This is a genomic window from Streptomyces sp. NBC_01210 (assembly GCF_036010325.1).
GTDB lineage: Bacteria > Actinomycetota > Actinomycetes > Streptomycetales > Streptomycetaceae > Streptomyces.
Window position 1 is genome coordinate 1,376,872 of sequence record NZ_CP108549.1, and the last position, 21,365, is coordinate 1,398,236.

Annotated in this window: 20 protein-coding genes and 3 pseudogenes; 9 read left to right on the top strand and 14 right to left on the bottom strand. The window is 70.2% G+C overall.

Translation table 11 applies throughout. The features are described from left to right. Nucleotide 1: 1 nt before the first annotated feature. The 10 genes from OG735_RS06125 to OG735_RS06170 form a co-directional block, all read right to left on the bottom strand. On the bottom strand, nucleotides 2–1,990 hold the full coding sequence (locus OG735_RS06125; RefSeq protein WP_327322110.1) for a condensation domain-containing protein: 1,989 nt from the start codon (nucleotides 1,988–1,990) through the stop codon (nucleotides 2–4). Next, nucleotides 1,987–2,706 carry a 4'-phosphopantetheinyl transferase family protein gene (locus OG735_RS06130; RefSeq protein ID WP_327322111.1) on the bottom strand — a complete coding sequence of 240 codons (720 nt, stop codon included), beginning with the start codon at nucleotides 2,704–2,706 and terminating at the stop codon, nucleotides 1,987–1,989. Before OG735_RS06130 ends, OG735_RS06125 begins: the two co-directional genes overlap by 4 nt. Next, the gene (locus tag OG735_RS06135; protein ID WP_327322112.1) at nucleotides 2,700–4,103 is read right to left on the bottom strand and encodes an MATE family efflux transporter; all 1,404 of its coding nucleotides are present in this window, start codon (nucleotides 4,101–4,103) and stop codon (nucleotides 2,700–2,702) included. The genes OG735_RS06130 and OG735_RS06135 overlap by 7 nt, the downstream gene beginning before the upstream one ends. Next, entirely contained in the window at nucleotides 4,096–5,253 is a 1,158-nt protein-coding gene (locus OG735_RS06140; protein WP_327322113.1) for an acyl-CoA dehydrogenase family protein, read from the bottom strand. Before OG735_RS06140 ends, OG735_RS06135 begins: the two co-directional genes overlap by 8 nt. Continuing rightward, entirely contained in the window at nucleotides 5,250–5,903 is a 654-nt protein-coding gene (locus OG735_RS06145) for a hypothetical protein (protein WP_327322114.1), read from the bottom strand. The genes OG735_RS06140 and OG735_RS06145 overlap by 4 nt, the downstream gene beginning before the upstream one ends. After that, nucleotides 5,887–6,732, bottom strand: coding sequence for a hypothetical protein (locus OG735_RS06150; protein WP_327322115.1), 846 nt, complete (start codon nucleotides 6,730–6,732; stop codon nucleotides 5,887–5,889). Before OG735_RS06150 ends, OG735_RS06145 begins: the two co-directional genes overlap by 17 nt. A 56-nt stretch (nucleotides 6,733–6,788) precedes the next feature. Continuing rightward, on the bottom strand, nucleotides 6,789–7,070 hold the full coding sequence (locus tag OG735_RS06155; RefSeq protein ID WP_327322116.1) for an acyl carrier protein: 282 nt from the start codon (nucleotides 7,068–7,070) through the stop codon (nucleotides 6,789–6,791). Nucleotides 7,071–7,161: 91 nt separating this feature from the next. After that, on the bottom strand, nucleotides 7,162–8,463 hold the full coding sequence (lysA, locus tag OG735_RS06160) for a diaminopimelate decarboxylase (RefSeq protein WP_327322117.1): 1,302 nt from the start codon (nucleotides 8,461–8,463) through the stop codon (nucleotides 7,162–7,164). Then, the gene (locus tag OG735_RS06165; RefSeq protein WP_327322118.1) at nucleotides 8,453–9,757 is read right to left on the bottom strand and encodes an ATP-binding protein; all 1,305 of its coding nucleotides are present in this window, start codon (nucleotides 9,755–9,757) and stop codon (nucleotides 8,453–8,455) included. Before OG735_RS06165 ends, lysA begins: the two co-directional genes overlap by 11 nt. A 107-nt stretch (nucleotides 9,758–9,864) precedes the next feature. Continuing rightward, the gene (locus OG735_RS06170) at nucleotides 9,865–10,800 is read right to left on the bottom strand and encodes a 3-oxoacyl-[acyl-carrier-protein] synthase III C-terminal domain-containing protein (RefSeq protein ID WP_327322119.1); all 936 of its coding nucleotides are present in this window, start codon (nucleotides 10,798–10,800) and stop codon (nucleotides 9,865–9,867) included. Nucleotides 10,801–10,887: 87 nt separating this feature from the next. Between OG735_RS06170 and OG735_RS06175 the strand changes: the two genes are divergently transcribed. Continuing rightward, complete coding sequence (locus OG735_RS06175) at nucleotides 10,888–11,193, top strand: phosphopantetheine-binding protein (RefSeq protein WP_327322120.1); 306 nt, start codon at nucleotides 10,888–10,890, stop codon at nucleotides 11,191–11,193. A gap of 19 nt (nucleotides 11,194–11,212) precedes the next feature. On the opposite strand, the gene OG735_RS06180 is transcribed toward OG735_RS06175, so the two are convergent. Further along, complete coding sequence (locus OG735_RS06180) at nucleotides 11,213–12,652, bottom strand: class I adenylate-forming enzyme family protein (RefSeq protein WP_327322121.1); 1,440 nt, start codon at nucleotides 12,650–12,652, stop codon at nucleotides 11,213–11,215. An 89-nt stretch (nucleotides 12,653–12,741) separates the two neighbouring features. Then, nucleotides 12,742–13,479 (bottom strand): annotated as a pseudogene (locus OG735_RS06185) (SDR family oxidoreductase); the annotation flags it as partial. Between the two features lie 600 nt (nucleotides 13,480–14,079). Between OG735_RS06185 and OG735_RS06190 the strand changes: the two are divergent. From OG735_RS06190 to OG735_RS06205, 4 genes are read left to right on the top strand one after another with little or no spacing between them, the layout of a single operon-like run. Then, nucleotides 14,080–14,994: a glycosyltransferase family 4 protein gene (locus OG735_RS06190; RefSeq protein WP_327322122.1), complete on the top strand. Its 915-nt coding sequence runs from the start codon at nucleotides 14,080–14,082 to the stop codon at nucleotides 14,992–14,994. A 38-nt stretch (nucleotides 14,995–15,032) separates the two neighbouring features. Then, on the top strand, nucleotides 15,033–16,367 hold the full coding sequence (locus OG735_RS06195) for a nucleotide sugar dehydrogenase (RefSeq protein ID WP_327322123.1): 1,335 nt from the start codon (nucleotides 15,033–15,035) through the stop codon (nucleotides 16,365–16,367). Next, complete coding sequence (locus tag OG735_RS06200; RefSeq protein ID WP_327322124.1) at nucleotides 16,364–17,437, top strand: NAD-dependent epimerase/dehydratase family protein; 1,074 nt, start codon at nucleotides 16,364–16,366, stop codon at nucleotides 17,435–17,437. Before OG735_RS06195 ends, OG735_RS06200 begins: the two co-directional genes overlap by 4 nt. Then, on the top strand, nucleotides 17,434–18,492 hold the full coding sequence (locus tag OG735_RS06205; protein ID WP_327322125.1) for a glycosyltransferase: 1,059 nt from the start codon (nucleotides 17,434–17,436) through the stop codon (nucleotides 18,490–18,492). The genes OG735_RS06200 and OG735_RS06205 overlap by 4 nt, the downstream gene beginning before the upstream one ends. 29 nt (nucleotides 18,493–18,521) lie before the next feature. Here OG735_RS06205 and OG735_RS41850 read toward each other — a convergent pair. Next, a pseudogene (locus OG735_RS41850) lies at nucleotides 18,522–18,755 on the bottom strand (IS701 family transposase); the annotation flags it as partial. Between the two features lie 14 nt (nucleotides 18,756–18,769). Between OG735_RS41850 and OG735_RS06210 the strand changes: the two are divergent. The 4 genes and pseudogenes from OG735_RS06210 to OG735_RS06225 form a co-directional block, all read left to right on the top strand. After that, nucleotides 18,770–18,913, top strand: a pseudogene (locus OG735_RS06210) (undecaprenyl-diphosphatase); the annotation flags it as partial. A 54-nt stretch (nucleotides 18,914–18,967) separates the two neighbouring features. Next, the gene (locus OG735_RS06215) at nucleotides 18,968–19,141 is read left to right on the top strand and encodes a hypothetical protein (RefSeq protein ID WP_327322126.1); all 174 of its coding nucleotides are present in this window, start codon (nucleotides 18,968–18,970) and stop codon (nucleotides 19,139–19,141) included. 57 nt (nucleotides 19,142–19,198) lie between these two features. Next, entirely contained in the window at nucleotides 19,199–19,414 is a 216-nt protein-coding gene (locus OG735_RS06220) for a hypothetical protein (RefSeq protein WP_327322127.1), read from the top strand. 28 nt (nucleotides 19,415–19,442) lie between these two features. Beyond that, a complete protein-coding gene (locus OG735_RS06225) occupies nucleotides 19,443–20,600 on the top strand; it encodes a methyltransferase (RefSeq protein WP_327322128.1) in 1,158 nt (385 codons plus the stop codon). An 18-nt stretch (nucleotides 20,601–20,618) separates the two neighbouring features. Here the strand turns inward: OG735_RS06225 and OG735_RS06230 are convergent, their stop codons facing one another. Continuing rightward, the gene (locus OG735_RS06230) at nucleotides 20,619–21,233 is read right to left on the bottom strand and encodes a flavin reductase family protein (RefSeq protein WP_327322129.1); all 615 of its coding nucleotides are present in this window, start codon (nucleotides 21,231–21,233) and stop codon (nucleotides 20,619–20,621) included. Nucleotides 21,234–21,365 lie beyond the last annotated feature (132 nt).

The window sequence follows — 21,365 nt, forward strand, 5'->3', positions numbered from 1 at the left end:
GTCACTTCCTGGAAGGGGCGGTCGGCGAGAGTTTCGCGGCCACGGCCCGCAGCGGCAGCGGCCCCAGCAGGTCGGCCGGGATGATCCCGGTGAACCCGGCTTCGTCGAGGTGGTCGATCACCGCAGGCGCGAGGGCCGCCCTGCCGCCCGCCGGGAGGTAGGGAGTGGCCATGTCGGCCGTGAGGCCGGGGCACCGCGCGGTGACGGCGGCGGCCAGCGCCTCCTCCCGCGGGGTGCCCGGGGGCGTGGGCCGGCGGGGGAAACCGTCGCCCTCGGCCGTCACCCCGGCCTCGGCCCAGGCTTGTGGGGTGGGGTGTACGGGCGCGTCCGAGCACACCACGAACCGGTGCGGCAGGACCAGGGACGGGTTGCTGACCAGGGCGGCCGCCAGCTGGGTCCGGAGCCCCGTCGGCGTAACCTCACCGGCCGCGTAGGCGACGAGCCGGGGGCGGCCGTCCTCGCCCGCCTCGGCGAAGACCCCGGCCGCCGTGACGCCGGGGAGCCCGGCGAGCAGCGCGGTACACGCCTCGGTATCGGCCCACGCGTGGTCGACCTGGACCCAGCCGCGGCCGAACTGCCGTCGTGGCAGAGCGAGTCGGTCCTGGACCTGACCCAGGGGGGCCATCATGGGGACAGTGCCGTCGGCCCAGCCGGAGACCAGCGTTCCGATGCCGTGCAAGGCCCGCACGATGCGGTCGCCGTCCGTCACGGAGGTGTGACCGTGCATCGACAGGGTGACGCCGTCCTCGCCGGTCTCCACCGCGAGGTACAGGTCGGCGCTGTTGTCCTGCCAGTCGATGGGGATCTTCTCGATGACGAAGTCATCCGTGACGCTCCCGACGAGGGCCGGCGCTTCGGTGTCGATCTCCGGTCTGGCCACGGCGAAGTAGTTGTAAGTGACGCCGATCCTCAGGCTCATGCCGCGTTCGTGGCCCGCGCGGGCCCGTTCCTCGATCATCTCCAGCGAGGAATAGCGCGCGAAGCGCTGCGCCGCGACCACGGACCGGAAGACCTTGGTCAGCAGGGATTCCGAGGTGTCCGCCGCCGCCACGTCGAAGACGACGAGCGCGGGCTGGAAGAAGCAGCCGACCGCCGACGACAGCATCGGGTCCGCCCTGTTGGCCGTGTCCATGGACACGACGCACCGGTCGCTGCCCGACAGCGCCGCGAGGGCGGTGCCGAACGCGGCGAGGTAGACCATGCCCGGGGCGATCCTGCGCTCGGCGGCGAGGCGTTCGGCGGCGAGCGCGAGGCGCAGGGACTTGAGCGTCACGCGCTCGTACGGGCTCGGCGGCGTGAAGCCCTCGAAGTGGCCCACGGGCGCGGGCCGGAAGTCGGGGAACATGCCCTGTGGGATCGACCGGTAGCGGTCGCGCCAGTACGTACGGACACGTTCCCGGTAGCGGGCCCGCTCGGCGGAGTGGTCCAACTCGGCCTGTTCACGAGGCTGTCGAGCATCGGGCAGCGGTACGTCGTCGTGACCCGCCTCGATCAGGGCGTGGAACGAGCGCTCCAGGACCAGCCAGCTCTGCCCGTCGATGGCGCTGTGGATCGCCGCCGCCACCACCCAGGCGGCCCCGCCCGGCTCCCTGATCAGGGCGAACCGGGCCGGCCGGTCCCAGGCGGGGTCGAAGGGGCGCGCGGCGAGGCGCTCCGTCACTGAGGAGATGTCCGAGGCGTCGCCCTCCGTGCGCAGGTCGAAGGTGACCGGCCACGGCGGGCGGACCGCCTGGCCGGGGGTGCCCGTCTCGGCGAGGAGGAAGTTGGTGCGTAGCGACTCGTACCGGTGTACCAGCGCGGAGAGCGCCGAGAGGACGGCCTCGTCGGCAACGTCGGCGTCAAGCCGCCAGGGCCGGGTGATCTTCACACAGTCCCGGGTGGCACCATAGGCCGGAACGTCGAAGTAGAGGAACCAGTAGTGTTCCTGGCCCCAGAGCATCGGCGCCCAGATGGTCTCGGAGTTCTCCGCTGGCATGGTCTCGCTGTTCACTGCGGCTCCCATTGTCGAACCGTCATATGTGCCGGTGCCGTGCCGTGCAGGGCCAAGGCCGCCCGGTAACCCGGCGGTGCGGGCACGTCCCGTACCGCCCAGTCGCCCGCCACGCCGCCACTCGGGTCGTACGCCCGGACGGCACCGGAGGCTCCCGGTGCCCCTGAGACGGAGAACCCGAGGCCGCGCCCGAGCATGTGCGTCCCCGCCGCCTTGGTGCACGCCTCCTTCCGCGTCCACATGGACAGGAACACGCCAGCCCGGTCGGCGGCCGGAGCCGCCGCCACCAGGGCGCTCTCATCGGCCGTGAAGAACCGCCGGCTCAGTGCCAGGAAGTCCCTGCCCTCCCGCGGCCGGTCGAGGTCCACGCCGATGTCCCGGGGGCCCGTCACGGCGAGCAGTGCCACCCCGCCGGAGTGGGACAGGCTGAACCGCAGGGCGGATTCGTGTCCGGCGATATACGGCTTCCCCCAGCGTCCGGTCCGCCAGATGAGGCGCGCAGCGTCCTCTGCCAGGTACCGGCCGAGGACGCGGCGCGCCGCGGCGCGCGCGGTCTCGAAGCGGCTGCGGAGGACCGGATCGGTGATACGTACCGACCGGCTCCGCTCCTCCTCGCTCAGAGCCGCCCGTAGCCGGCTACCCGCCCGGGCTGTGGCTGCGTCGAGGTCGAGCTGCCAGACGTGCACGGTGTCGGCCCTCACCACGGCGCTCAACACGCGGCCGCCTGCGTCGACTTGTGGTCGGCGACGAGCTTGCGTACGAAGCCTGCCGCGGCCGCCAGCGCGATGGCGCTTACCAGGTTGGAGATGGCCACGGTCCAATAGAGCCCGTCAGGGGTGTCGAGCACAGCGCAGGCCCAGCTGCCCGCGACGACGTTCCCGCCGAAGTAGACGAGGTTCAGCACGACCGCGCGGCGGCCTCCGCCAATGTGTTCGAGGAGTGTCAGGGCGACCAGGACGGGGCCCTCGACCGCGTAGGTCAACCCCACGATGGCCAGGTACCTGCTGGCCGCCACTGCCGCGTCGGCTTCGGCGTCGCCGATCATGACGTGGGCGATGGCGTCCCGGCCGAAGAACGTCACGACGGCGATGACCGCGAAGACGGCGAAGGACAGCGCGATTCCGCTGCGGTACGTCGGCACCAAGCGTTCGTACGAGCCCGCGCCACGCTGCTGGTTGACGATGATCCCGGTGGCCGAGCCCAATACGAGCGCGGGCATGATGATGAGGGTCTGCACGGCCGACGCGGTGGCGAACCCCGCGACGGTCGCCTCGCCAAAAGGCCCCAGCACCCAGATCAGGGCGAGACTGTAGAGGGAGATGATGGCGAGAGTCGCGCCCACTGGAAGGCCCACGGACTTGATGTGTCCGAGCACGTCGCGGCGCCAGGGCGCGCGCTGTCCCTGCTGCCAGAGCCCGGCGCGGCGCAGCAGCCACAGGCCCGCTAGCGTGCCGGCGGCGGCGCAGGCGGCGGCCGCGATCGGCAGGCTGTGCATCCCAAGTCCGGTGCCCAGGCCGAGCCAGGCCACCAGGACGATCTCGATGGCGGAGCTGACCAGGGTCAGGACGAGCGCCTGCCGGGCGAACCCGAAGCCGCGCAGCGCGGACGCGCACAGCGCGGGGCCGAAGCCCAGCAGGCTGACCACGGACATCCAGCGCAGGAACCAGACGAAGTCCTGCCGGGCGGAACCGGGCACGTTGAAGAGGTCGGCGAAGCCGGACGCGCCCAAGGAGAGCACCGCGGTGAGCGCCACACCGAGGATCACCCAGACCTTCACCATGCTCACGGTGATCGGGAAGACGTCTTCCGGTGTCTCGCGGCCCTTGCTGAGCGAGCAGGCGACCTGGGCACTGACTGCGAGAGCCGCGTTGACCGCGCTGAACACCATGCCCAGGGGGAGGAAGAGCGAGCGCACGTACAGGGCCTGACCACCCATGCGCCCGACCATCGCGACCAGGATCAGCATGGTGAGGTAGCCGACGATCTCCCCCATGACCATGGGGACGGCGAGACGCCCGATCTGTGTCGAGCCCCGGACCGGGCGCGCGTCGCCGGTGCCCGGGTCCGCCGTGCTTTCCCCCGCCTTCGTAGTCTCCCGCTGGTCGTCAGCCATGAGCCCTGCCCTCGCCGAGCCCGTTGAACACGCTGAGTCGCTGGATGTTCTCCGTACCTTCCATGTACTCGACGCCGCGGGCGTCCCGGGCCAGCTTCTCCAGGAAGGGGTGCTCGAAGCGGGCACCCGGCCCGAAGAAGTCCAGGGCCCGCAATGTCACGTTCTCCACGAGCCTTGCCCCGCGGAGCTTGGCCATACACGCGAGCTCCCCGGCGGAGACATCGGCATCGACCGCCGCCGCGGCCCGCCGGGTCAGCCGGCGCACGGCCTCGATCCGGCGCGCCATGGCGTCGAGTCGGTCGTGTTCGGCTCGCGTCAACCGGGCGCGGTGGTCGCGTACGTACTCGTGCGCGGCCCGGGCCAGGCCCACACTCATACTGGCCACGACAGGCCGCAGCAGGTTGAAGGTGCGCAGCCAGCCGGCCATGCCGCGGCGGGTGGGTGACAGGTGCCTGCCCAGGACTCGCTCGGGGGCTATCTCCACGGACTCCAGGGTGATGGCGCCGAGTTGCGCTCCTCGCAGACCCAGCGTGGCGACGGGTTCCGCCGTGAAGCCGAGCGCGTCCGCCTCCAGGAGCACCGTGTTGACGCCGAGCGGCCCGCTCCGCGTACGGGCGAACACCACGCCCAGCTGGCCTCTGACCGCGTTGCCCACATAGCGCTTGGCGCCGTTGAGCCGCCAGGGGCCGTCCTGATCGTCTCGGGTGAGCGTGGTGGTCATGCCTGCGGCGTCGGAGCCGCGCTCGGACTCGGTCAACGCGAAGAATGTCCAGGTGGGTTCGGCGAGGACCCGGCCGTAGAACCACTCCTTCTGCTCACGGTCCCCGAGCGCGTCGACCAGAACGCCGGTCATGGGTGCGCCGGGGGCAGCGAGGGCCGTGGCGAGGTCCCCCCAGGCCGCCTCCTCGTAGTACACGATCCGTTCCAGGGCGGTCATCAGGTGGAAACGGTGTCCGGAGATCTCAAGGGGGTCCGGGTTGTACTCGGGCGGTATCTGCAGGGTGCCGAGGCAGCCGAGGCCCGCGTGGTGCAGCAGGCGCGTCGGGGTGGTCGGGTCGCGGTCCACCTCCAGGGCGTGGGGCCGCACCTCGGCCCACCACTCACGGGCCTGGCCCTGGAGCAGCCGATGACGCCGGTCGAGTTCGATCACGAGGTGGCCCCTGTTTCCGCGTGGGAGTAGCAGATGTACGCGTCGGCGATCAGCTCGGAGAGCAGGGCCTCCCGGCCCGGGCCGTCGACGGTGAAGCCGAACGCCCCGAGGAGACGCAGCAGCATCCGGTCGGCGCCGGTGATCTGGTGGTGCAGGTCGCCGAGCATGGCCGTGTCGAGCCCGGCGGCGAGCAGCACGGTCTCGGCCTCCATCTGCGCGGTGGCCACGTCGGCGAGCGCACCCTTGATCAACTGCTGGTGCATCAGGGGCTCGTCGTGCGCGGTGCGCTTCCCCAGGTGGCCGAAGCAGGCGTCGAGCAGCCGCCGGGACAGGCCCAGGCGCAGCCACGCGAGGGCGGCGACCAGAGCACGTTGATCGTCCGGGTTCTGTGAGGCACGGACCGGGTCGGCTCGGACGAAGGCCAGGCCGCATCCTTCCAGCGGCGCCAGGGGCGGCGGGGCCTCGGGCAGCTGTGCCACCGGGACCACGGCGTGGCCCGTCGGGCCGCTGATCAGTGTGGCGTCGGGGACGGCACAGTACAGTTCCTCGACGGCCCGCAGCGCGCCCGAGGCACGTGCCGTCTCGCCGAGCCCTCGGTGGAACCCCGCGTACGCGAGATCCGCTCGCGCCGCGTCACTCTGAAGCGTCATGGGCTTGTCCCTCCTGGACGGCGAGGTCCACACGGCAGAGCCCCAAGTAGCCCAGTCGCGCGTCGTAGTCGGCGAGGACGACGGTCCGGCCCTCCCGGCGCAGGCGCGGGAGTTCGTCGGCGAGCACCGACCAGATGCCGGCGCAGGGCATGCCCGGCGGGGCGGTGAGCAGGTCGGCACCGCCGGGTGGGCCGTCCCGGTGCCCGGTCAGGCCCGCGCCGGCGATCACCACGGGCCGGCCTGTCCGGCCTGTGGCTCCCGCCAGGTAGGCGGCTAGCAACGAGGCCACCTCACCGGGCGCGATCCCGGACCGCTGCTCGGGCACCAGGGTGCCCAGTTCCCCGGAGGTGTCGAGGACCAGCGCGACGGCCGCGTCGCGCCGGGCCCGCAGCGGTTCGGGCACCGGCCCGCGGTGGAACACGGCGCTCTGCTCGGCGACAAGGACCAGGGCTCGGCGGCCGTCCTCGACGGCGACGCCGTCTCTGGCCAGGCGCAGGGCGGTGAACGGCGACGTGACCCCCTGGTCGGAGACCGCGAACGCCAGCCCCGTCCGGGACGTGGACCGCACGAGGCGGCTCATGGGCCAGCCGGGCGCCGCGTCCGGGGTCGCGTGGGCCAGCAAAGCCAGGTCGAAGCCGTCGTCGTACGGTGCGAGCGCGGGCAGCAGGGCCGAGACCATCGCCGCGTATGTCGTACGACCCGCGTCGAAGCCCTCCTCGTCCACCGGGAGCCCGTAGGAGGCGACCAGGTCCGAGAAGAACTCCCGGTCCCGGTCCTCGAAGCTCTCGATCCGGTCGAACTCCCGCCCGTGCACGTGGGCGAGGCGCAAGGGTGTGGAGATCGGGCCCGTCGAGCCGGCCGTTCGCGGGGGTACGGACGTGTGGATCACTGTTCGGACTCGAGCTGCCTGGCCGCGTAGTCCGCGAGCGACCTGACCGTCGCGAAGTCGCTCGGCTCCAGTGTCTCGGGGTCAAACTCGAACCCCAGCTCGTCCTCCAGCTTCATGAGCAGTTCGAGGATGCTGGTCGAGTCAAAGCCCAGGTCGTCGAAGAGCCTGGTGTCCGCCGTGATGGAGTCCGCCTCGCGGTTGCGCATCTCGGCGAGTGCCGCGATCACGGTCTGCGTGATGCGAGCCGGGGCGGTGAAGGGCTCTGCGTGGGTACCCATGGTGGCGTGCGCTCCTTTGGATCTCTGTGTCTCTGAATCGGTCGCTGGACGGCGACGTCGTTGTCCGACGGCCGCTCGGCCGCCGTGCCGGTTATGTCGCCGCTCCGGCCGTATCACCGGACGCTCCGGTGAAGTCGTAGCTTCGCTGGCGTACGAGCAGGTCCTCCGGCCGGTCCCGCTCCCGTACCAGGAGGGGCCGTCCCTCGTACACCAGTACCTCGGCCGGGTGGCCGTGGCTGAGGAAGTGGACGGGGGAGGCGCTCGGTCCGTACGCGCCGGACTGGAGCACGCCGACCAGGTCGCCGGTCTCCAGGGACGGGAGCCGGACCTTCTTGCCGAGCGTGTCGTTGGGGGTGCACAGCGGACCGGCGATGTTCCACACCTCGTCCGCCTCCGCGCCGGTGCGGCTCAGTAGCTGGATGGGGAAGTTGCGCTTGACGAAGGAGCCGACGCCGACGGCCGCCATGTGGTGATGCGTACCGCCGTCGACGATGGCGAACCTCTCGCCCCGGGACTCCTTGAGATAGCGGACCCGCGTGACGTACACGCCGGCCGGCGCCGTGAGGTACCGGCCCAGCTCCATGATGATGCGCGTCTTGGGACGGCCCGCGGTGAACTTCTCGATCAGCGGGTTGAGGAGCGCGGTGAGGACGGAGGGATCCAGGTCACGCTCGCCCTCGAAGTACGGCACGCCCAACCCGCCGCCGATGTCGACGAGTTCGAGAGGAAAGCCGAGGGCATCAGCGATCTGCTCGGCGGCCTCGAAGATCCGCTCAGTGTGCTCGGCGACGACCTGTTCGTCAAGCACGCGGGTGCCCATGTAGATATGGATGCCGACCAGGCGCACCGAGAGGAAGCGCTCCGCCAGGTCGGGCTGCGCGAGCAGCGTTTCCTGGTCGATGCCGAACTGCCTGCCGGTGCCGCTCATCACGAGCTTCGCGCCCTTGACCGAGAAGCTCGGGTTGACCCGGAGCGCCACCCTCGCGGTGACCCCGCGTTCGGCGGCGAGCCGGTCCACCAGCGCCAGTTCGTCCAGGGACTCGCATACGATGGCCGCGATCCCCGCGTCGAGGCAGGCCGTGAGCTCCTCCTCGCTCTTGCCGGGCCCGGGGAAGACGATGTCCTCGGCCGCGACCCCGGCCCGGCCGGCCGTGGTCAGCTCGGCCAGCGAGGAGACCTCCGCGCGCGCTCCCAGAGAATGCAGCAGCGCGCAGATCGCGATGTTGGGGTTGGCCTTCAGGGAGTAGAAGATCTCCACGGCGGGGTGCAGCAGGTCCCGCAGGCCGCTGTACTGCCGGGTGACGGTCTCGGCGTCGTAGACATACAGCGGGGTTCCGAACTCCGCCGCCAGATCCGATACGGGCACGCCCTGGATGTGGAATTCAGCGGCCATGGCGGTTCTCCTCCGTGAGGGCCGCGACGCGGGCGGCGATCTGCTGGTCGAGCGAGGCGAGACGGTCGTCGCTGTCGGCCACGACAATCCCGTAGAGGCGGCCGTCGAAGGTCCGCGGCCCGTCGTCCTGGAGCCGGTGCTCGGCGGCGTTGACGGTGGCGTAGTTGTTGACGATGAGACCGGCGGGGGTGCCGGGGGCCAGCAGCAGGTCCTGGAGGAGGTCCGCGAGCCGGGCGAACGGCAGACGGCCGCGCAGGGTGACGGGGTACTGGGTGGCCAGCGCGACGCGGCCTTGCTGAATCCACCGTTCCCGGACGCGTTCCTGGTACGTCGACATGTTGTTGCGTGCGTTGATCTCGACGATCGGGTAGAGCCCGCCGTCCGGATCCACCATCGCGTCGACACCGACCGGTCCGAAGTACCCGTCGCTGTGGAGCCGGGCACCGATCAGGCGCGACGCTTCGGCGAGTTCGGCCCGCTGGGCGTCGTCGAGGCGGGCCGGGATGCGGTGACCCTTGTGCACTCCGGCGTCGGTGACGGCCTCCCGGACGAAGTCGAAGGTGACAGCGCTGTCCTGGTCGACGGTGAACTGGTAGTTCAGATTGGTCTGCTTGGCCACCCACGTCTCGATGACCATGTTCACCCGGTCGTCCCCGCTGCGCTCCGCGCGACGGGCGATCTTCCTGGCGACACGCTCCAGGGAGGTCCGTTCGGACAGGACGAGCAGGCCCTTGCCGGAGACGCCGTACGAGTCCTTCGCAACGACCGTCCCACCCCGGTCGAGCAGTTCACCGGCCTCCGCCACGGCGCTGTGGAGCTCGTCCACCGACCGGCAGATCCAGCCGCGGGGCTGGCGCAGTCCGAGGGTGCTGGCGACCTCACGGCTGTACGTCTTCCCGTTGACCGTCTTGCACACCTGCGCGGATGGCCCCGCGAGCCGCAGTCCGGCGAGTTCGGCGACGCGCTCCTCGCGCTCCGATACCCCGTGCGGCCACAGGACGGGACTCGGCACGAGCGTGCCGAGCTCCTTGAGGAGACCGGGGTCCGCGAGCACGTCCTCGGTGACCGTCAGCTGCGGATCCTGGGCGACGGGCGTGAGGATGTGCGGAAGCTCGAAGCCCAGTGCCACGAGATGCGCCAAATGGTCGGCGTCCGGGGCGGACTTGAGGATCACCCGGTCCCGCGCACCGGCGAGCAGCAGGCAGAACTCGTCCATGCGGTTCGCGATCTCCCTGGTTGCGCTCACCGCGATCCGGGGCAGCCCCGGCTCGTTCTCCCCCCACTGGTTCTCCACCTCGAAATTCCCGAGCAAAACCATGGGCGTGTCGAGTGCCCCGGCGAGAACGGATCGGATGTGGGTAGACCAGGCCGGCGTGGATGACGGTTGCATCATGCTCGCTTTCAATGCTCGAGGACCATTGCCGAGAACGTGGCGCCGAGCCCGACGGAAGTCATCAGATATCGCTGCCCGGGCCGCAGAATGCCCTTCTCGCGCGCAGTCAGATAGTTGAGGAATGCGTCGGCACCGAAGCAGTGACCGATCTCCGGGAGGTTGTCCAGGAAGAGCCGGTCCTTTCCCCGGATACCCAATTTGTTCAGCACCGGCAGCCAGGACATCCGATTGACGTTGTGCGGCAGGACGAGGTCGATGTCCCGTACCTGAAGTCCTGCACTGTCCACAGCGGCGCGCACCACATCCGCCAGTGCCGCCGGATAGGTTTCCTGGAACTCGACCGCCGATTCGGGGGACATGTACATACCGTCCTCGAATTCGCCTCGGATCTGCGTGGCATATCCCAGGACGCGGTCGCGCGGGCCGCCGAGGCCGACCAGGGCGGCCGCGGCGGACTCCCCCATCACCCCGGTGTCGGGAATCACTCGGGCGCTGGCGGTGAACACCTTCTCGCCCATCAGGACGAGGGCGAGGCCGTCCGGATCACCGTCCGCGGCAAGCAGCCGACCGGCGAGGTCAACGGCGAGGAGGCCGGACGCACAGGCGTGCTGGGTCACACAGAAGGCCTGCGCGTGACGCAGCCCCAGCTCGTCCCGGACCTCGTGCACGGTGCTCACAGGATAGGGGGCGGCCACCGGCATCGTACGGGCCTGGAGGACGTACCGTACGCGGTGTTCATTACCCTTCAGCGACTCCAGCCGCTCGGCCGCACCAAGAAGTTGGAGGGCCGGATCATCCTTCTCCGTGACCCGCACCTCCCTGAATCCGAAATACCGCTCGTACAAGTTGATGCGCGGCTCGGGGACCTGGTTCTGCTGGAGAAACTCCCGTACGGGAACACGCCGGTCGGGCCAGTAACCCGCGACTTCTCTAAGCGCTGTCAACGGAATCTGCTTACCGGCTCGGCATATTGGCGCCGCCCACTCGGGACTTGCTGTTCCTCCCGGACCGGATCGCCTAGTATTGCGGACATGGTCAACGGAGCAGCCCACGAAGCAGTCAACAGCGTCGGTCGCATATGCCGCCTGGTCGGCGAGGAAATGGGAGACATTCTCACCTGCCCGCCCTTGGCACCGGACGAGGATTTCCTCGCGGCTGGCGGCGACTCCCTGCACGCCGTCGAACTGGTCTCGCGGCTCGTGGCACGCTGGCAGCCGGCCGAGGGGGATGCCGCCGACCGCCTGCAGGCGGCCTTGGTGACCGCTGTCTTCGACGACCCGAGCCCGGGCCGTCTCGCGGCGGTGATCGTGGCCGGAGGTACCCCCCTCGCCCCCTGACCGGGACGGGGCTGGCCGGTCACGGCTGGCCCTCGGCCGGCGTGCCGGCGGGCGGCAGCCTGCACACCCGCTTCACCGCCATGAGGTCCGGTTTCCCCAGCGCCGTACGCGGCAGCTCGGGCAGGACATGGACGCGGTGCGGCACCTCGTAAGCCGTGAGTCTGCCGCGGCAGTGCGCCAGCAGGTCCGCCACCCCCGTCCGCGGATCGCGGAGGACGACGGCCGCATGCACCGACTCCTCGCCGTCCTCCTCATGGCCGAAGACATGCGCCTCCGCCACATCGTCGTGCTCGCCGAGGACGCCGCTCACCAGGCCGGGATTGACCTTGCGGCCGCCGACGTTGATGAACGTGCTCTTGCGTGCCAGGACCGTGAGGTCGCCCCCGGCGTCGATCCTGACCAGGTCGCCGGTGTCGTACAGACCGTCCTCGTCCAGTACGTCACCGCCTCCCAGGTAGCCGGAGAACAGCGTCGAGGTGCGGACGAGGAGCCTGCCGGCACCCGGGTCCCCGTCGCCGTCGGCGGACTCGACCTTCCAGGTAACGGAGCGGTGAATCCGGCCCGCTGAGCCCTCGGGCCACGGGGTGGCGCGGTCGTACTGGCACGCGATCACCCCGGCTTCCGTACTGCCGTAGATCTGGTGGACGGCCCTGCCGAACGCCCGCTCCGCCCGTGCTCGCGTCTCCTGCGGCAGCGGCCCGCCCGACGACAGCAGGGCGCGCAGCGCCGATGCGCTCCCGGCGGGCCGGGGAGCCATGCCGAGGATGCGGTAGATCATGGGTGTGCCGAGCAGCACCGTCGCGCCCTCGTCGATGGCCGTGTGCACCGCGCTCACGCTGAAACGGGGCATGGTGACGATCTGCGCCCCGCTCACGAGGGCACCGGCGAGCAGGCCCATCATGCCGAAGGAGTGGGACATGGGGATCGGGCCGAGGATGTCGTCCGCCGTGTAGCCGTAGGTCTCGCGGTAGATGCGGCCGCCGTGCTCGATGTTGCCGAGGTCCTGGCGAACGATCCGGGGTTCGCCGGTGGAGCCGGAGGTCATCCCGAGGATCGCGGGGTTCCGCTCCGGCGCGCGGAGGGGGCCGCCACCGTCCGAGAGCACGTCGGCGTACGCCAGGACGCCGCTGCCCCGGTCGGGCCCGATCACCTGCCGCGCACCGATCCGCCGCGCGACGGACCGCTCCTCGTCCAGATGGGAGCTGCCCGCCTCCAGACACAGCAGGTCCACCGACGCGGCCGTGAGCCCCAGGAACACCGCGAGGCTCTCGGCGGAGTTGTCGAGCACCAGGACGGCGGGCGCGTTCCGCTTGCAGAGGCGACCGGCCCGGTCGGCCACCCCGGCCGCCATGTCACGCAGTCGGCGCCAGTTCGTGCTGTCCCACCGGCCGTTGGTGAGCACCCGTACGGACGGGGCGTCCGGGCGGGTGGCCGCGTGCCGTTCCACCTGCCGATGCATCAGTCGAGCACCTCAAGTCCCCTTGTGTGGGCGCCGTTCTCCGGCGGTGCCGCCGGTCCGCCGCCGACCGACAGCAGCCCCAGGGGCAACCCGCCGTCCACGTGGATCGTCTGGCCGGTGATGTACGAGGCGCCGTCCCCGGCGAGAAACGCGAGGGCCGCGGCTGCGTCGTCCGGGCGTCCGGTCCGGCGTACCGGGGTGGCCGCGGCGACGGACGCCGCCCGACGAGTGCCGTCGCCTCGGGGGCCCGGAGTGCCCGTGGTCATCGGAGTCTCGATGAATCCGGGGGCCACTGCGTTCACCGTGATGCCGAACGGGCCGAGCTCCACGGCGAGCGCGCGGGTCAGCCCCTCCAGACCGGCCTTCGCAGCCGCGTAGTTGGCCTGGCCGTGGCTGCCGAGCGCGGAGACGCTGGACAGGTTGAGGATCCGCCCCCAGCGGGCGCGCACCATGTGCTTCTGCACGGCGCGGGCGCAGAGGAAGGCCCCGCGCAGGTTCACCGAGTGGACCACGTCCCAGTCCAGCTCGGACATGGTGTGCAGGGTGCTGTCCCGGATGACGCCCGCGATGTTGACGAGGACGTGCACCCCGCCGAACTCCCCGGCCACGGCCTTCACCATCGCCTTCACCTGGCGTGGGTCCGCGACGTCGCACGCCATGGCCAGCGCCCTGCCGCCCTCGGCGGTGATCTCCGCAGCGAGTCGGTCCACGCCCGCGACATCGATGTCGGCGAGGGCCACTCCGAGGCCCTCGCGAGCCATACGGCGGGCCGTGGCCGCCCCGATTCCTCCGGCGGCCCCCGTCACCACGGCTATTCGCTCGTTCACAAACGCTCTGCCTCCTTCCTTGACGGCCCCCTGTTATTCGGGCCGGCTTTCGGATATCCGACGGAATCCGGTCACGAATAACCGGTTAAATCGAAACAACGGGACACCGTTCCCGCGAATCGATCCACGCTCCCCCGAATTGACCCGTCACGCTAGCGCACCTCCGCTCGCACCGTCAAGGATCACTATCGGCCGGGGAAGCGACGGGGCAAAGTACCGCAAAATAAGCACCTCAAAGGCACTTGACTAATACGCATTAGTTGCTTAAGTTCCAATCTCGCTTGAGCATCGGCGAGGGGTAGGCAACCCTGAGGCATGCCCGTGCCGCTTGGCCACCGTGCGCCGGTGCACGCTGCCGAGCTGGCCTTTTTCGGCATCCAGCGGGCGGTCACGGCTACGCGTCGGGCAGTCACCAGAGGAAAGCAGGCCGGTCACATCGTGAATCAGAACGCCCCCGTGCCCGTTAATCTCGTGGCACACTTTCTCGTGGCGGATGGATACGGAAGCCTCGCCGAGTATGCGGCTGTGGGAATGTCCAGGGAAGGCGCCCGGGTCAACATCATTCCCATCAAGGTATTTCCTGAGGGGCTGTCCCCGAGAATGCTCGACCTACTCAAGGAATCCACGCCGTACCGAGAGGGACCGGTACTCTTCTCGGCGGCACTCGAACCCGAGCTGGAGCTTTACGCCAATACCGAGCACTTCGTCCACACGATGTGGGAGGCGAGCGAGCTACCCGCCGTCTGGGCGGCCAAACTGAACCGCACCCGGGCCGTGATAGTGCCGACCCGCTTCGTGGCCGACGTGTGCCGGTCGAGCGGTGTGACCGCGCCCATTGAGGTGATTCCCGAGGGTGTCGACCCGGAGCTGTACCCGTGGATCGAGCGCCCGGCCCGCGAGGGCGTGACCACCTTGGTCGTGGGCACGGTGCTGCCGCGCAAGCACGTCGCCCAGGCGATCGAGGCGTGGCAGCTGGCCTTCGACGACGCCCCGGACGCCCGTCTGATCATCAAGTCCCGGTTCCAGACGGCCCAGTCACACGGCCTGACCGTCGACGACCCGCGCATCACGGTGATCGACGACCAGGAGATGGTGCGCGGCATCCTGCACTGGTACGAGCAGGCCGACGTCCTCCTCGCCCTGGGCAGCGAGGGCTTCGGCCTGCCGCTCGTCGAGGGCATGGCCACCGGACTGCCCGTCGTCGCCCTGTCCTCCGAAGGCCAGGGCGACGTCTGCCAGGACGCCGGCGACCTCGTCCTGCCAGTACCGCCCGGCAGTTGGGAAGTGGCGGACGAACCGGGCTACGGACGCTGCGGGGTGCGCGGCGTCCCCGACGTTCGGGAGGTCGCGAAGCGGCTGACCTGGGTGGCACGCCACCGCGAGGAGGCGGCCCAGTTGGGCGTGGCCGCGTCGGAGTGGGTGCACCGCAACCGCAACCTGTGGCGCAAGGGCCCAGCCCTGCTCGACGCCATGGAGACCCATATGCGGCCGCCGCGCGCGCTGCGGGCGCGGTGACCACCGGCACGTTGCCGATCGAAGAGGAGGGGGACCTCATGGACAAGAACGAACAGCCAACCGGCGCGGTCTGCGTGATCGGCCTCGGGTACGTCGGGCTCACCCTCGCCGTCACCCTCGCCGCACAGGGCCGCAGAGTGATCGGCGTGGAGCGGAACCAAGCGATCTGCGAGCAGTTGTCCCGTAAGCGGCCCCACGTCCACGAAGTCGGCCTGGACCTCGCCGGAGCCATCGAAAGCGGCATGTTCACGGTGAGCGATACCGTGCCTTCGGACCAGGCGGTCGAGACGTACATCGTGTGCGTCGGCACGCCGGTGGACGAGAGCGGCGCCCCCGACCTGTCCCAGGTGGAAGGCGCGGTCCACTCGGTGGCCGAGCAGGCCGCTGACGGAGACTTGGTGATCCTCCGTTCCACCGTGCCGGTGGGGACCTCCCGCAGGCTCCTGGCCGAACTCCGCTCCCGCCGGGACGTCGAGCTGGCGTTCTGCCCGGAGCGTACCGTCCAGGGCATCGCCGTACAGGAGTTGCGCAGCCTGCCGCAGATCGTGGCCGCCGGCTCGCCTCTCGCGGCCGAGCGGGCCGCCGCGCTGTTCCGCGCACTCACCCCCGACATCGTCGAGGTCTCAGACCTGGAGACGGCGGAGATCGCCAAGCTCGCCTGCAACGCGTACCGCTACACGACCTTCGCCTTCGCCAACGAACTCGCCCGGTTGTGCGAGTACGTGGGGGTGAGCTCCCGCGAGGTGCGCGACGCCGCCGCGGCGGGTTACCCGCGCGGGGGCTTCCCGGGCGCGGGGCCGGTCGGCGGTTCCTGCCTCCCCAAGGACACAGCGATCCTCTCCCGAGCCTTCCGGGACCATGGATCGTCGGCCTCCGCCCTCCTCGAGGGGGTCTCCGCGGCCCATCGCGCGACGCCGGCTCAGGTCGCCGATCGGCTGGCGGACCGAGTCGCGCACGTGGCAGGGTTCGGACCGCCGACCGTCGCGCTCCTCGGCGTCGCGTTCAAGGGGCGTCCCGAGACCGACGACGAGCGGTCCTCCCCCGCCGTGCAGATCGTGGCGGAACTCCGCGCCAGATTCGATGCGTTGACAGTGCGTTCGCACGACCCGCTGGTGCCGCCGACCAGGCAGCGGGCTCTGGGGTACGAGCCGTGCGCCGAGGCCAAGGAGGCCGTCGAGGGCGCGAACCTGGTCATCATCGGAACCAATCACCAGTCGTACGCCGACCTCTCACTGCACTGGCTCACCAACCGCATGGCGAACCCGGGCCTGGTGTACGACGCCTGGTCCCTGCACGCCGGGGACGCCCAGGCACTCAACGGCAACCTGGAGTATCTCGCCTTCGGCGAGGGCCGGTTGGCGTGGTCGACGTGACGGGAGCCGCCGGTCAGGACGGAATGGGTGGCCATGAGGAGGGAAACAACGTGAAGGTCCTGGTGACGGGGGCGGCCGGCTTCCTCGGCGGGTACGTCGTCGAGGAACTGCTGGCGCGCGGGTACACGGTCGTCGGCCTCGACAACCACTCCAAGTACGGGCAGCCGGCTCGGACGCTGCCCGCGCACGAGCGCTGGACCAGCGTGGTGGGCGACGCGGCGGACAAGGACCTGCTGTACGAACTGGCGGCGGACTGCGACCACTTCATCGCCAACGCCGCACTGATCGGCGGCGTCCGGTACATGAAGGACCTCGCCTACGACATCCTGGCCACCAACAACCGGCTGGTCAGCGCGGCAGCCGAGGTGGGCATGAGGCGGCACGGCGAGAAGCTCCGCAAGGTCACCTACGTCAGCTCCTCCATGGTGTACGAGGGCCACCCGGGAACGGGTTTCCGCGAGGGGAACGAGCTTGAGGTCGCGCCGCCCTCCACCGCGTACGGCTTCCAGAAGCTAGCCGTCGAGTACTACGCCAAGGCCGCCTGGTCCCAGTACGGCCTCCGGTACACCATCGTCCGCCCTTTCAACTGCGTGGGCGCCGGTGAACGGCATGCCCCGCACGTGAGCACCTCCTCCGACGAGCAGCAGCGCATGGTGCGCGGGCACGTCATCCCCGACTTCGTCGAACGGGCGCTGCGGCGTGAGAACCCGTTCCGCGTCCTGGGCGACGGCCAGCAGTACCGCACCTTCACCTACGCCAGGGACATGGCCCGCGGCATCGTCCTCGCCATGGAATCCGAGGCCGCGTTCAACGAGGACTTCAACCTCTCGGGCCGCCACGGCTGCACCATCGCCGAACTCGCCCGCTTCGTCTGGGACCGGGTCAACCCCGGGGAGCCGATCTCGATCCAGTACGAGCAGGCCTTCCCGAACGACGTGCGGATCCGCAAGCCCGACACCCGCAAGGCCTCCGAGGTGCTGGGCTTCGTGGCCGACACTCCGCTCGACGTCATGGTGGACGAGGTGGTCGCGTGGGTGCGCGAGACCGAGTTTGCGGCGGCGGACCAGTGATCAGGTCGGTCAACCTGGCTGGGGAGTTCTACGTCCACGACGGCTACGCGGGCATCTCCGAGTACATCGTCGTCGGCCTGAGCAGGCTCGGAGTACGGGTCAACCTGGTCCCGTTCAAATTGGAGAAGCCCGGGCTCTCCCCGGAGATGCTCGACGTCGTGGCGGCCTCCGGCCCGATCGAACCCGGCCCGCTGCTGTTCAACTCGTGGGTCCGCCCGGAGCTGGAGCGCTTCGCGGCGCGCCCGCACCTGATCCACACGATGTGGGAGTCGAGCCGGCTGCCCGCGAGTTGGGTCGGTCCGCTGAACCGCGCCCGGTTCCTGATGGTGCCGACCCGCTTCGTCGCCCGCATGTTCCGGGACAGCGGGATCACCGTGCCCATCGAGGTCACGCCGGACGGCGTCGACGCCGACGTGTACCCATACGTGGAGCGGCCCGAGCGCGAGGGAGTCACCACACTGGTCGTCGGCACGGTGGTGCCGCGCAAGCACGTCTCCCAGGCCGTCGAGGCCTGGCAGCTGGCCTTCGCGGACGACCCCGCCGCCCGGCTGGTGATCAAGGCGCGCTTCGGCGCGTACGGGCGCGGCGGCCTGACCTCGCCGGACCCCCGGATCACCATCGTGGACGAGAACGAGCCGACACGCGGCATCCTGCACTGGTACGAGCAGGCCGACGTCCTCCTCGCCCTGGGCAGCGAGGGCTTCGGCCTGCCGCTCGTCGAGGGCATGGCCACCGGACTGCCCGTCGTCGCCCTGTCCTCCGAAGGCCAGGGCGACGTCTGCCAGGACGCCGGCGACCTCGTCCTGCCAGTGGCCCCATCGCGTTGGAAGGACGTGTACGAACCGCATCTGGGGCACTGCGGTGTGCGGGGCGTCCCGGACGTGGCGGAGGTGGCGGAGCATCTGCGGTGGGTGGCGACCCATCGCGACGAGGCCCGGGCCCTCGGCCGGGCGGCGTCCGGCTGGGCACACAAGGAGCGCGACATCTGGCAGAAGCCGAAGGCGATGCTGGAGGCGATGGAGCAGCACTGGGACGACCAGTGCACCGGTCGCTAGCGGTGGTTTGTTCGACCGGGCAGTAGAGATCAAGAGGTCTGCCGGTGCCGACGGCGTTGAGCAGGGCTTGGAGCTCGGTGGGCGAGGGCTTCGTCGACCATGCCCGCCAGTAGCGTTGCAGCATGGCCAAGGGCGTCAGCCAGCCACGGACGGCTCGGATGGTCTGGGGCCAGCAGGCCGGTTGGGACTGTTGGAACCCCGCTTCTCCCCCCCTCTATTGGTCCTGATGGTGTGTCAGGCTCGGGTATCGAGTAGGCGGGAGCCGGTGGGTTGTTGAGCGACGCTGAAGATGTTCATGAAGTTCATCACTACGAAGAGTTTCATGCCGTTCGTGATCTACCGGATCCTGCTGGGAATCGCGCTGTTCATCCTGGTCGGCACGGATACGCTGAGCCCGCACGCGGGTGAGTCGGCCGGTTGACGCTTCCGGCCGCGGTGAAGACGGCTGACATACCGAGGCCGTACCTTGGTGGGCATGTCCCCCTCTCCCCGCGAGTCGGAAACCGCGTTGTCCGCCACCGAGCTGAACACCCGGATCCGTGAGCTGTGGGCGGACGGGGAGCTCCCCGACGACCGGCGGCAGGAGTACGAGGCGCTCGTGGTGGAGTGGGCCGCGGCGGCGCTCGAGGACGTCCAGCCCGCCGCCTGAATGCGGACCCGTACCCCTCGACCTGCGGTCCCGGCCGCACCGGGGCACTCTGGGGACATGGCCTGGCAGGCACCGATCGTCGTGGATCCGCCCTCTCCCGGAGGCGGGCGGCGTGTCACCGTGCGCGGAGAGATCGTCGGCCTCGCGCACAGCGACGAGGACCTCATCGAGTTCCTGCGGCGGGCCGGGCTCGAGGACGCGGACATGATCCTCGACGACCCCCACCTCGTCGAATGGCGCGGCGGCCGCGCGCACCAGGGGTACGCGGCTTGAGGAATCACTCGGCTAGCCTGAGCGCACAATGAACCGTTTGACGACGTCATGGGGCGAGTTCGACCTCGCCCGCTTCCCCGAGGATCCTCGCGACCAGCTCCGGGCCTGGTCCGCGGCCGACGAGTACCTTCTCCGGCGGCTCAAGGGGATCGACGACGCCGGGCCCACGGACCTCTCCGGCACCGTGGTCGTCGTCGGCGACCGGTGGGGCGCCCTGGTCACCTCGCTCGCGGAGCACCGTCCCGTACAGATCACCGACTCCTTCCTCGGCCAGCAGGCGACCCGGGCGAATCTTGTGCGCAACGGGATCGACCCGGACTCGGTGCGGCTGCTGTCGGTCAGGGAGCTGCCGCCGGAGCGGATCGACGTACTGCTGATCCGGGTGCCCAAGAGTCTCGCGCTGCTGGAGGACCAGCTGCACCGTCTCGCGCCCGCCGTCCACCCGGACACCGTCGTCATCGGTACGGGGATGGTCGCCGAGATCCACACCTCCACGCTGAAGCTCTTCGAGCGGATCCTCGGTCCGACCCGGACCTCACTGGCGGTGAAGAAGGCGCGGCTGATCTTCTGTACGCCCGATCCGCAGCTCGCCCGGGTCCCCAGCCCCTGGCCGCTGCAGTACGCGCTGCCCGCCGATGTCGGCGCGCTCGCGGGCCGGAAGGTCACCAACCACGCGGGCATCTTCTGCGCCGAGCGTCTCGACATCGGTACGAGATTCTTCCTCCGCAGCCTGCCGGAGCGCCGCGGCGCCGAGCGGGTTGTGGATCTGGGCTGCGGCAACGGGGTGATCGGCACGGCCGCCGCGCTGGCCAATCCGGAGGCCGCGGTGACGTTCGTCGACGAGTCGTTCTCCGCGGTGGCCTCGGCCGAGGCCACCTACCGGGAGAACGTCGCTTCGGACGCCAGGGCGGAGTTCATGGTGGGCGACGGACTCTCCGGCGTGCCGGACGGGTCCGTGGACCTGGTGCTGAACAATCCGCCGTTCCACTCGCACCAGGCGACGACGGACGCGACGGCCCGCCGGATGTTCGGCGGATCGCGCCGTGTGCTGCGTCCCGGAGGGGAGCTGTGGGTCATCGGCAACCGCCACCTCGGCTACCACGCGAAGCTGCGCCGCCTCTTCGGCAACTGCGAAGTCATCGCGAGCGACCCGAAGTTCGTCGTCCTGCGAGCGGTCAAACGCTGACGGACGCGGTCGGCCCGGTCATCGGGCCGCGTCCTCCTGCCACTGCTCGTAGGGGACACGGGCGATCTCGCGTACGCCGCCGAACGTGCCCCACTCGTTCTTGCCCAGCCGGGTGAGCGGCGCAAGCCTCGTCACCTCCGGGTGCCCGTGCGCCATGACCTCCTCGCTGATCGCCGCGTGCACCACCCGGCCGAAGACGACGGTCGTGTCGCCCAGCAGTACGGTGCTGTGCAGCTCGCACTCGAGCGCCACCGGTGAGGCCGCGACGCGCGGCGGCTTCACGCGCAGGCTCGCCTCCCGGGCGACGCCGACCGCGTCGAACTCGCTGATACCGCGCGGGAAGTCGGTGGCCGTCGCATTGATCTGCTCGAAGAGCGGTTCGGGCGCGAAGTTGACCACGAAGGCGCCGGTGTCCTCGATATTGCGCAGCGAGTCCTTACGGCCGACCGAGGTGAACTGCACCACCGGCGGCGATACGCAGGAGATGGTGAAGAACGAGTGCGGGGCGAGGTTGTCGGTTCCCTCCGCGGACGTGGTGGAGACCCAGGCGATCGGCCTCGGGACGACGGTGGCGGTGAGCAGCCGGTAGAAGGTGTCGCGGTCGCACTGGGCGGGGTCGTAATCGATGCGCATGGGGGCAGTATGGCGGCCGACGCGCGGATCCGTGGGTCCGCGAGGTTCCGCCGAACTGACGGAGATCGACCGTTTGCTGACCAAGAGCGGGTGACTGGCGTGCACAGCCCTTGGCGTAAGGCCCGCGCTGCC

Bases quoted from the DNA above. Each gene is read 5' to 3' on its own strand.
- OG735_RS06180 (WP_327322121.1), bottom strand. From the start codon at position 12,652: ATGCATCGGCAGGTGGAACGGCACGCGGCCACCCGCCCGGACGCCCCG.
- OG735_RS06195 (WP_327322123.1), top strand. From the start codon at position 15,033: ATGGACAAGAACGAACAGCCAACCGGCGCGGTCTGCGTGATCGGCCTC.
- OG735_RS06145 (WP_327322114.1), bottom strand. From the start codon at position 5,903: ATGACGCTTCAGAGTGACGCGGCGCGAGCGGATCTCGCGTACGCGGGG.
- OG735_RS06135 (WP_327322112.1), bottom strand. From the start codon at position 4,103: ATGGCTGACGACCAGCGGGAGACTACGAAGGCGGGGGAAAGCACGGCG.
- OG735_RS06175 (WP_327322120.1), top strand. From the start codon at position 10,888: ATGGTCAACGGAGCAGCCCACGAAGCAGTCAACAGCGTCGGTCGCATA.
- OG735_RS06220 (WP_327322127.1), top strand. From the start codon at position 19,199: ATGGCCTGGCAGGCACCGATCGTCGTGGATCCGCCCTCTCCCGGAGGC.
- OG735_RS06225 (WP_327322128.1), top strand. From the start codon at position 19,443: ATGAACCGTTTGACGACGTCATGGGGCGAGTTCGACCTCGCCCGCTTC.
- OG735_RS06190 (WP_327322122.1), top strand. From the start codon at position 14,080: ATGCTCGACCTACTCAAGGAATCCACGCCGTACCGAGAGGGACCGGTA.
- OG735_RS06155 (WP_327322116.1), bottom strand. From the start codon at position 7,070: ATGGGTACCCACGCAGAGCCCTTCACCGCCCCGGCTCGCATCACGCAG.
- lysA (WP_327322117.1), bottom strand. From the start codon at position 8,463: ATGGCCGCTGAATTCCACATCCAGGGCGTGCCCGTATCGGATCTGGCG.
- OG735_RS06215 (WP_327322126.1), top strand. From the start codon at position 18,968: ATGTCCCCCTCTCCCCGCGAGTCGGAAACCGCGTTGTCCGCCACCGAG.
- OG735_RS06230 (WP_327322129.1), bottom strand. From the start codon at position 21,233: ATGCGCATCGATTACGACCCCGCCCAGTGCGACCGCGACACCTTCTAC.